Origin of the sequence: Frankia sp. R82 (assembly GCF_023716925.1) — a bacterium.
Lineage (GTDB): Bacteria > Actinomycetota > Actinomycetes > Frankiales > Frankiaceae > Frankia.
The window spans coordinates 1-10,600 of the sequence record NZ_JAMQQG010000349.1; the positions used below are offsets into that span (position 1 = coordinate 1).

The 10,600-nt window shown below is 72.8% G+C and carries 6 protein-coding genes; 4 read left to right on the forward strand and 2 right to left on the reverse strand.

Translation table 11 applies throughout. The features are described 5' to 3' along the window. Together ND747_RS28200 and ND747_RS28205 are read right to left on the reverse strand one after the other, a co-directional pair. Positions 1-3,036, reverse strand: a 3,036-nt coding sequence (locus ND747_RS28200; protein WP_251737294.1) for a nitrate- and nitrite sensing domain-containing protein, incomplete at its 3' end; no start/stop codon positions are given. Positions 3,037-3,752: 716 nt separating this feature from the next. Beyond that, positions 3,753-4,733: an acyl-CoA thioesterase domain-containing protein gene (locus ND747_RS28205; protein WP_251737295.1), complete on the reverse strand. Its 981-nt coding sequence runs from the start codon at positions 4,731-4,733 to the stop codon at positions 3,753-3,755. Between the two features lie 160 nt (positions 4,734-4,893). On the opposite strand from ND747_RS28205, the gene ND747_RS28210 reads away from it, so the two are divergent. The 4 genes from ND747_RS28210 to ND747_RS28225 all read left to right on the forward strand — a co-directional run. Next, positions 4,894-5,715, forward strand: a complete 822-nt coding sequence (locus ND747_RS28210) for an enoyl-CoA hydratase-related protein (RefSeq protein ID WP_251737296.1) — start codon at positions 4,894-4,896, stop codon at positions 5,713-5,715. A gap of 126 nt (positions 5,716-5,841) precedes the next feature. Further along, positions 5,842-7,125: a DUF445 domain-containing protein gene (locus ND747_RS28215; RefSeq protein ID WP_251737297.1), complete on the forward strand. Its 1,284-nt coding sequence runs from the start codon at positions 5,842-5,844 to the stop codon at positions 7,123-7,125. Between the two features lie 332 nt (positions 7,126-7,457). Next, a complete protein-coding gene (locus ND747_RS28220; RefSeq protein WP_251737298.1) occupies positions 7,458-8,906 on the forward strand; it encodes a glycosyltransferase family 87 protein in 1,449 nt (482 codons plus the stop codon). A gap of 564 nt (positions 8,907-9,470) precedes the next feature. Beyond that, positions 9,471-10,600 (forward strand): DEAD/DEAH box helicase (locus tag ND747_RS28225; protein WP_251737299.1); only part of this gene is annotated, 1,130 nt, incomplete at its 3' end.

Here is a 10,600-nt window from a genome sequence, read left to right on the forward strand (position 1 = left end):
GAGCGGGTCTCGGCGACCCGCCGGGCCGCGACCGCGCGGCTCGCCGCCGGCGCCTGCCCACGGGGACGCGCCCGGGCCACCCGGGTACCCCAGCGGGTCACCGGACTCCCCCGGCCCGCCGTAGCCGCGTGAACCATCAGGCCCACCAGGCCCACCTGAACCGCTCAGCACACCGTGACCGCCGGGAGCACCCAGCCCGCCCGGTCCACTCGGGGCTCCCGGATCGCGGCCGGTGCCGGACAGACCGTCGGGCGCGAACCCGCCCCGGCCGCCGCTGCGGGCCCGCCGGCTGGGCAGGGCGGGAAACTCCGGCCCGGAGCCAGCGACGCCGGGCTCCGCCGGGAACCCGCCTGAGGCACCCGGCTGACCGGACGCGGGCGCGGACCGGGGCTCGTCGAGCTCACCGAGGGGATCGGCGGGGTTGAACGGCCGCTCCTCGGTGGGCTGATCGCCGGCACGCTCGGAGACGAACCAGCTCGACCGGACGGTGGCGAACACCGGCAGGTCGTCCAGCAGCGTCTCGTCCGATCCACGGGTCGCCGCCGACGGGTCCGCCTCGCCGGTCGGGTCGCCACCGAGCGCCCGGTGGCCGGTCGGCCAGCCCGATTCGGGATCGGGCGCGCCGAGCGGGGAGCCCGCGGGGGGATCCTGACGCTTCTGCGGCTGGCTCTGCCGGGGTGACGCCATGAACGGCCCGGTCGGGGCGAGCGTGGGGCCACTGGAATGCGCCGACGTGTCGAACGGGTGGCTCGGGTCGAGGCCGTCAGCCGGCCCATCGGCGTCAGGGCCACCGACGTCGGAGCCGTCGGATTCGGCCGTATCGACCCCACGTACCTCGGCGCCACGTACCTCGACCCCACGTACCTCGGCGCCATGCGGCTCCGGATCACGCGACTCCGGATCAGCCGACTCCGGATCGCGCTGGTCGGCGTCTATCCCGCGCAGGGGGCGGTCGAGGTCGCGCGCCGTCGCCGACCGGCCCCGGGCGTCGCGCAGACCACCCGCGCCACGGGTCGGGCGAGCGGAGCGGGTCGGACCGGGAAAGCCGTCCTCGTCCAGGGCCGAACCGTCCAGCGCGGGCACGGCCGGGGCGGGCAGCGCCCGGACCGTGGCGCCGCCGCCCGCCGCCCGGCTGTCCTCCGGGTCCTCCACCTGCCGCAGCAGGCTGGTGGGCACCAGGACGATCGACATCGTCCCGCCGTACGGCGAGGGCCGCAGCCGCACCGAGACGCTGTGCCGGTCGGCCAGCCGGCCGACCACGAACAGACCGAGCCGCTCGCTGGTCGACAGGTCGAACGGCGGCGGGTTGGCCAGGCGGTCGTTGAGCGTGTGAAACTCCTCCGGGCTCATCCCAAGACCGCGGTCCTCGACCTCGATGACGAAGCCGTTGGACACCTCGTGTCCGCTGACCTGAACCGGGGTGTGCGGCGGAGAGAAGGAGGTGGCATTTTCAATGAGTTCGGCGAGCATGTGAATGATGTCACCCACGGCATGGCCACTGATGGCGCCGCCGTCGATCGGCATCACCCGAACCCGGGTGTAGTCCTCAACCTCGGCGACCGCGCCGCGCACCACGTCCTTGATGGCAACCGGACGACGCCAGCCACGGGCCGGTTTGGAACCGGACAGAACGATGAGGTCCTCGGCGTGGCGGCGCATACGGGTGGCGAGATGGTCGAGGCGGAACAGCTCCTCGAGCTCGTCGGGGTCGGTCTCCTTGCGCTCCATGGCGTCAATGATCTTCAGCTGACGGTGGATCAGGGCCTGGCTTCGACGGGCAAGGTTGAGGAACGTATCCCCGATGCTCTTGCGCATCGCGGCCTGTTCCACCGCCGTGCGCACGGCGACGGCATGCACGGTGGAGAAGGCATCGGCCAGCTGGCCGATCTCATCCGTGCTGTGCACACCGACCGGGAAAACTTCTGCGTCCATATCGACCTGCTCGCCTCGGTGAAGGCGGTCCACGACCCCCGGCAGTCGCTCGTTGGCGACCTCGAGAGCGCCCTGGCGCAGTCGGCGAAGGTGACGGATCATCGGGCTCGCGACGAGCAACGAAATCACGACGGACACAATGAGGATCACCAGCACGGCGGTTCCGCCGAACAGTGCGCCCTGCGTCGCCGAGCGGGACAGCTGGCGGCTGGTGCCACCCAGGTCGGTGGCAATACGCGTTTCGACCTGGTGCATGGCGTCAATCTTCTTGCCGACCGTACCGAGCCAGGTTCCCTGGGTGATGGTCACCGGCTGCTGGCGCTGCACCGTGGCGACCGTCTCGTCCCGCATGGCGGTGGCCGCCGCGATCGTGCGCCCGACCGTGACGTTGTAGAAGGCCTGTTCCTCGGGCGTCGCCGTGGTGCGGAACTGCTGCAGCCACGCGTCCTCGGAGCCGGCCGAGGACTGGATCAGCTGCAGCGTCGTGGCGTCGGTCTGCCCGAGAATGATCACACGGGCGACGGCACCACGCTGCTGGGCGGCCTGCTCCTTGGCCTGCGAGATGGCGACCAGGGTGGTGGCGCCGTTGACCAGTCGAGCGTCGTGGCTGCCCGCGGCGACACGGCCGTTGAGCGAGAGCAGGTCCCGCACGAGCTCGTTGTAGTAGTCGTTGTTCTGGTCCACCTGGGCCTGGTGGGTGTCGATCGCCTTGCGCTGGGCGGGCAGTCGGCCCAGGCGGGCGGAAATCGAGTCAAGCGTGCTCGCCAGGGTGTCCCGGGCACCTGCCGGCAGGTCCGTCTCGCCGGTGCGATAGGTCTCCAGCGCCTGGTCGACCGGGCCGCGGGCGGTGGTCGCCGCCTCCCCCTGGGGGGCGGCGAGGTAGGACGAACCAACAAAGGAGTTAGTGGCGAAACGTTCGACCTGCAGCGCCGCTACCAGGCTGTTTGCTTTGATCGCAAAGGCGGCGAGTGCCTTCGTTCGGTTCGCGGCCCGGACGTTGTCGACGTTCCCCCGCACCTGTATCACGCTCAGTACCGCCAACGCGGCCAGGGGGACGACGAGAATCACCACGAGCTTCGAGCGGATGGGCCAATTCTGGAGCATCCGGTCCTCTCGTCCGGCACCCGGCAGGTGGGCGCCTCGTGTGCGGGGGGTGAGTGGTTCGAGTTCAGTGGGACATGTCCCCGAAGGACCACACACGGGCGCGATCGGCGGCCGGATTCGCAGGCACGGAGCCGTTCGTCGGAGTGCTTTTTACGGGGCTCGGGCAACTCTAGCGAAGCATTCCGAGTCCCTCGTTAGGGGCATCCCTTGTCGACAGAAAGGCAATGGTGCGTTGCAGGCCGTGACGACTATTCGGCACGCCGATGATGTGACATCGGTGACCACTGAATGAATTCGGGGTAGCCGCAGGCAGACAGCGTCGGAGCACTGAAACGAACCCGACCTGGCCGTAACTGACCCCAGCCGACCCGAGCTGACACGCTGGCCGCCACACAAAGCGGCGGACTTCCACGCGACAGCAACAACGTGCGAACACCGGGATTGCCGGTAACCCATCGACCGGTCCCGGGACACACAGCCGGCCACCGAAACGCACCCGGAACATCCCACCCGGGCTCTTTGCTCGCTGCGAAGAGACGGTTCGCTGTCGCCCGGGTACGGCCTCGCCCGCACCCCACCTGGTCCACGAGTGACAAGGCCACGAGTGACAAGGCCACGAGCGGCCGGGCCCAGGAACACTGCCCCGATGGGCCGACGGACCGCCCGGTCGTCCGTCGATACCCGCCCGGGCGACCTTTCAATCCGCCCGGGACGATTCAGGCGGTTGGCTGGGTGGGGCGCACCCGGTGCACCAACGTCGACTGGCCGACGGTGGCCACCAGCGCGCCGGTGGCGTCGTACACCTCGGCCCGCAGCTGCGCGACATGGCGCACGACCGCCTCCACCCGCACGTCCAGCAGGATCCATTCCCCGCTTGGGGCGGCGACGACACGCAGCTGGTTGTCCAGGCTCGTGCCGTAGGTGATGTCGCCGAGCGCCTCGATCAGCCCGACCGGGGCGAAGTCGCCGAGGACCGCCAGCACCGGCGCGGTGAGCTCGGCGCCGGCGAGCACCCGACCGGACGGGCCCGGGGTGCGCATCCGCAGCCACAGGGCGCTGCGCCCGTGCCCGGGGGTGCCGTCCAACGTGGTGCGCTGCGGACGGGCCCACCGCTGCTCGACCAGCGACATCACGCCGCCGCGGTCGAAGGTCAGCCAGTCCGGGAAGGTACGCAGCGGGCAGTCCAGCGGCGGCGGGGCCCAGTCGGCCGCGGGCGCGAACCGGGTGACGGCACCACTGGGGCGTCCGAACGATCCGGTGGTGACGAACACGACCCGGTCGTTCACCGTGGCGCGCACCACGGCCTGGGACAACCCGCTGTACGGCTCGAGGGTGAGGTCCACGGTCTCACCGGCCTGCACCGGGCCGAGGAAGTGCGTCTGGGCCCACAGGCACTCCCGCCCGCCGCAACGGCGCACCAGCTCGACCGCGGCGGCCAGGCCGAAGCCGCCCCACAATGTGCCCCGCGTGTTGCGCAGGTGGCGGGCGGCGACGAACCGGCCGTGGCGGGCCGATGGATCGACCGTCAACGCGAGCAGTTCGCCGACCGCGGTCGGCACCGGGTCACCCCCGGGCGGCGTCCGCGGTCGCGGCTGGGAATCGAGCCCGGTGCTCATCGGCCGGGTGGCCTGGGCCGGCCCGGCCGCAGGCGGCGCCACCGGGGAGAACACGGCGCCGGGTTCGCTCGGGTCTGTCACGGTCCCCATCCTGGCAGGATGAGCCGCTCGGACGGATCCTTCGGCGCGGCAGCTTCTCCCGTCCGGGCGGGACGCTGTCCGGTCCTGCGCCCGGGCCCGTCGACGAGGCATGGTGCTCGTGACCGACCGGTGGACCGACCGGCCATGGTGAGGAGAGCTCGTGAGCGATCACATCCACGTGGACGTCGACGCCGGCGTCCTGACGCTGCGCATCGCCCGTCCCGACAAGCGCAACGCGATCACCCAGGAGATGTACGGCGCGCTTGCCGAGGCGTTCGCCCGCGCCGAGCGCGAGGACACGATCCGCCTCATCCGGCTGGGTGGCCAGGGCGGGACGTTCACCGCGGGAAACGATCTGGCGGACTTCCTGGCCGCCGGGGCGCTGCGGACCGACGGCCCGACGATGACGTTCCTGCGCGCCGTGGCGACCGGGACGAAGCTGCTGGTCGCCGAGGTCGACGGCCCGGCGATCGGGATCGGGACGACCGTTCTGCTGCACTGCGACCTGGTGTACGCCAGCGCCCGCAGTGTGTTCGCCCTGCCGTTCGTTCCGCTCGGCGTCGTGCCGGAGTTCGGCTCGAGCCTGCTGCTGCCCCGCCGGGTGGGGCCGGCGGCCGCCGCGCGGCTGCTCTACTTCGGGGAGCCGTTCGACGCGACGCAGGCGTCCCGGCTGGGTCTGGTCACCGAGGTGCTGCCCGACGCCGACGCGTTGCGGGCCCGCGTCGATGACCGGATCGCGGCGCTGCTCGCCCAGCCGGCGCAGGCGCTGGCCGCCACCCGCGCGCTGCTGCACGACTCCGCCGGGCCGCAGGTGCTGGCGCGCATCGAGGACGAGGCGGTGCAGTTCGCCCGCCAGCTCGAGTCGGCGCAGACCCGTGCGGCGATCGCGGCCCGGCTGCCGGGCGGGTCTGGCGGACGGGGAAAGCCAGGCCGGTCGGGCGAGCCGGAAGTGCCAGGAGAACCGGGACGGTCGGGGCGATGACCGTGACCGCATAGGCTGTCGGAGCATGCGATGATCAGCGCCGGGGCGGCCCGGTACCCCGCGGACGCATGCCAGACACGACACGCGCCAGGTACGACACGCGCCAGGTACGAGGGGCGGTGGTGGATGAGCGACCCGGCGGAGACCGCTTTTCCCCGCGGGACGGCGGACGAGCCCGGACTGCGCCAGGCGCTGCGCCGGATGCGGCTGATCGCCACCGGTCTGCTCGCCGTGGTGATCGCCCTCTATCTGGCCGCCCAGGGCTGGCACAACCACGGTGGCCCCGGCTGGACCGGATATGTCGCCGCTGCCGCCGAGGCGGGGGTCGTCGGCGCGCTCGCGGACTGGTTCGCGGTGACCGCGCTGTTTCGCCACCCGCTCGGCCTGCCGATCCCGCACACAGCGATCATCCCGCATCGCAAGGACGCCCTCGGACGCGGCCTGGAGACCTTCGTCAGCACCCATTTCCTCGCCCCCGACATCGTGCGCGACAAGGTCGACGGCATCGGGGTCTCCGCCCGGGTGGGGGCCTGGCTGCGCCAGCCGGACCACGCCGAGCGAGTCGTCGCCGAGGCCGCCGGGCGGCTGTCCACGGTGATCGCCGGAACGAACGACGACCTGGTCCGCGAGATCGTGGACCGGGCCGTGGTGCCGCGCCTGGTAGAACGGCCCTGGGCGGGCACCCTCGGCGCGATCCTGCAGCGCGTCGTGGACGCCCGGATGCACGATCGACTCGTCGATCTGATCCTCGCCGAGGTCGAACACTGGCTGCAGATGAACCCCGAGACCTTTAGCCGGTTGATCCTGGACCAGGCCCCGACCTGGACCCCGCAGTGGCTGGACGAGGCCGTCGCGGCCAAGGCGTACGACAAGGCGTTGGAGGCACTGGCGCAGATCCGGGCCGATCCGGCGCACCGGGTCCGCCAGACCCTCGACCGGTTCCTCGCCGATCAGGCCACCCGGCTGCGTACCGATCCGCGCCTGGGTGAGCAGGTGGAGCAGATGAAGCAGCGCTGGCTCGCCCGCCCCGAGGTCGGCCAGGCCGTCGCGACGATCTGGGCGACCGCCCGGGCGATCCTGCTGGATCTGGTCACCGATCCGGACAGCACCGCCCGGGTCCGCGCCCGCACCGAACTCGCCGCGTTCGGCGCCCGCCTCGTGGACGACCGCGAGCTGGCCCGCACCGTCGACCAGGGTGCCGCCGACCTCGCTGCCCGGGCCGTCGCCCGGTACAAGGGGGACATCGCGGCGATCATCGGGGACACGGTGGCGAGCTGGGAACCCGCCGAGACCTCCCGGCGGATCGAGCTGCACGTCGGCCGCGATCTGCAGTTCATCCGGATCAACGGCACGGTCGTCGGCGCGCTGGTCGGCCTGGTGATCCATACCCTCACCCAGTTGCTGCTGTGACATCCGACACTCCTCCCGCCGCTGGGGCGCCCTCCGCTTCCGAGGCGTCCCCCGGTTCCGAGGCGCCCTCCGGTTCCGAGGCGCTCCCCGGTTCCGAGGCGCCCTCCGGTTCGGGGGACCACGGCTGTCCGGCCCCACCCGCCAGTGCCGTCGGACCCCTCACAACGGGCCGGGTGGCCTACTCCGAGCCCGCCCCGCACCGACCCGAACAGCTCAGGCGGGCCCGGTCCGTTCGGGCCATGCACTCCATGACTCACGCCACATCCCGCCCCACGATCCACCCGAGCCGCCCCCCGGCCCGGGTACCCATCCGGCTACCCGGGCGACCTCCCGTGTGGTCCGTCCCCGCGCTGCCCCGCCCGGACGGGGGATGGGGACGGGCCACCCTGGGCGGGCTCGGGCTCGCCGGGCTGATCCTCTTGATCTGGCTGGGAATGATCAGCCGGATCGGGCATTTCGACGTGGACGTGTTTCTGCGGGCCGGGGCGGCCGTCCGCGCGGGCCACACGCCGTACCCCGAGCCGGGAACCGCCGCGGTGTCCTCCGGTTCCGCCTTCGTCTACCCGTATCTCACCGTCTGGCCGTTCGTCCCGCTGTCGGCCCTCTCCCACGCCGCCGACCTGTTCGTGGCCGCCTCCGTGCTGGCGGTCCTGGCCGGGACGCGGGTTTCCGGGGTGCGGCTTTCCGGGGTGCGGGATCTGCGGATCCATGCGCTGGTGCTGGCCGCCTCCACGACGGTCATCGGCCTGCAGATGGGCACCCTCAACGCCCTGCTGTTCGCGGGGCTGGCGCTGGCCTGGCGGACCCGGGACCATCCGCTGGCGTGTGGGACGGTCGTCGCCCTCGCCATCTACAGCAAGGTGTTCCTGGCCCCGGTGCTGGTGTGGCTGGTGCTGGCCCGACGGTGGCGGGCGGCCGGGGTGGCCGGGGTGGTGCTCGCCACGCTGGTCGGCGTCAGCGCGCTGACGAGTCCCCTCGACCTGACCGACTACTTCGCGTTGCTGGACCAGCTCGGCCGCGCGGAGGCACAGGCGGGAATCAGTCTGACCGGGCTGCTGAACGGGGTGGGGCTGGCGACCACGACCGCCGCGACGTTGGCCCGGGGGGCGGCGCTGGCGGTGCTGGCCGGCTGTTGGTGGGCGGCGCGGCGCGGCCACGACGAGCGGCTCGCCTACACCGGCGGGGTCGTCGCGGCGCTGCTCGCGTCGCCCGTCGTGTGGTGCCACTACCTGTTGCTGCTGGTCGCGCCGCTGCTGGCGCTCAGCGGACCCGCCGGGGCGCCGCCTCCGCGGCACCGCGGCGCCCGGGACCGTCGGCCCGTCGCCCCCGGGCCGATCGCTCTGTTCGCGACCGGATCGTGGCTGCTCGTCACCCCGCACCGCACCACCGGAGCGGACCTGGTCGTGGCCGCCCTGCTCGGCGCCCCGTTGGTGCTGTCCTGCCTGCTGCGCCCCGGTCCCGGCGGGACCTTCGGCGCCGGGCTCAGGCCGATGCGCCCGGACGTGACCCTGGTCGCGTCCTGGCCGACCCGCACCGTCGTTGTCGGGGTGGTCGTCCTCGGGCTGGCCGCGGTGCACGCGGCCGGTGCACCGGCCATCGGCCCGTACGCCGCCTGCGTCGGAATCGGTGTCCTGCTGGCCTTTGCGGTCCGTAGTACCAGCCCAGCCAGCGTCTACGACCCGTCCGGCAGCGTCGTTCGAGCCGAGGCCGGACCGGGCTCCGCCGATCGGGGCCGACCGAAGGATCGCCCCGTCGTGCACGGTCGAACTGGCGCACCGTGACCGGGCGGACCACCACTCACGGGGATGCACCGAATCGTTGCACCCTGCCGACGGGCCCCGCACATCGGATCGCCGAGGTACCGTGAAACACGATGACGGCCTGAGCGGCTGTCCGCGCCCGGCTACATGGTCGGGTGTGCGAGGTCGGTGCGAGCGCCATAGCGGGGATTTCCCGCCGTTGGGTCCGGTCGCGGAGCCGGCCGTACCCCGGCCGCCGGACGATACAACGGGCTTGTGCGGACCTTCGCACGTGTCCTACTGATCTCATGGTGGCCCTGACCTGATCGGCGGATCCCTCTGTCTCAGCATGGAAACTCCCAGTCGCTTGCTGCCCACCGCCAGCCGCGCCCGCCCCGGGGCCGCGGTACAACCGGCGGTGCCGGTCGCGGTTCCGGCCGCGGACCCCGGTACGGCGGCACCCGCTTCGGCGGTCCGGCGCGTCCGGCCGCTCCTGCCCTGACCACCCGTGACCCCCGTCCCCCGGCGGAGACCTTCGAGGCCGCCGGTCTGCCCAAGCGGCTGATCAGGGCCCTGGCCGAGCGCAACATCGCCGCGCCGTTCCCGGTGCAGGCGGCGACTCTGCCGGATGTGCTCGCCGGGGAGAACGTTCTCGGCCGGGCCCGCACCGGCTCCGGCAAGACCCTCGCCTTCGGCCTGCCAATCCTCGGCCGCCTGGCCGAAGGCGGCCCGGCGACCCCGCGCCGGCCCCGCGCCCTGGTGCTGGTGCCCACCCGCGAGCTCGCCCAGCAGGTCAACGACGCCCTCGAGCCGCTGACCCGGGCCCTGAACCTGCGGATGGCCCCCGTCTACGGCGGGACGTCCATCAGTCGGCAGATGTCGGTGCTTCGCCGCGGGGTCCACCTGGTCGTGGCCACCCCGGGGCGGCTGACCGACCTCGTCGAGCGGGGTGCCTGCGAGCTCGGCGAGATCGAGATGACCGTGCTCGACGAGGCCGACTTCATGTGCGACCTCGGCTTCCTGCCCGCGGTGCGGGCACTGCTGGACGCCACCCCCGGTGGCGGGCAGCGGCTGCTGTTCTCCGCGACCCTCGACCGTGAGGTCGAGGTGCTCGTGCGCGACTACCTGCCCGACCCGGTGCTCGTCGCGATCGACTCGGAGACCTCGCAGGTCACCACGCTCGTCCGGCACGCCCTCGAGGCTCCCGACCGGACCGCGCAGGTCGAGCTGGTCACCGCGCTTGCCGGCGGTTCCGGGCGCACCCTGGTGTTCGTGCGCACCCAGCGCGACGCCGACCGGATCTCCGAGTCGCTGTGCCGCGCCGGCGTCCCGGCCGAGCCGCTGCACGGGGGCATGCCCCAGGGCGCGCGGACCCGCGCACTGGCCGGGTTCACCGACGGGTTCTACCGGGTGCTGGTTGCCACCGACGTCGCCGCCCGCGGCATCCACGTCGACGGCATCCGGCTCGTCGTGCACCTCGGCCCGCCCGAGGACGCCAAGACCTACCAGCACCGCGGCGGGCGTACCGCGCGGGCCGGCGCCGACGGCGCCGACGTGCTGGTCACCCTGCCCGCCGAGCGGGGCAAGGTGCGCGGGCTGCTGCGGGCGGTCGGAGTCGAGGCACGCCCGGTGCCGACCAAGCCCGACGACCCGGTGATCCTGGAGCTGGCCGGCCCGCCGGCGCCCCGGGTCAGCCCGGACGCCATCCCGAAGGCTCGGGCGGCCAGCGCCAGTGC

Excerpts from the sequence above, each read along its gene's own strand:
- ND747_RS28215 (WP_251737297.1), top strand. The coding sequence starts at position 5,842 with ATGAGCGACCCGGCGGAGACCGCTTTTCCCCGCGGGACGGCGGACGAG.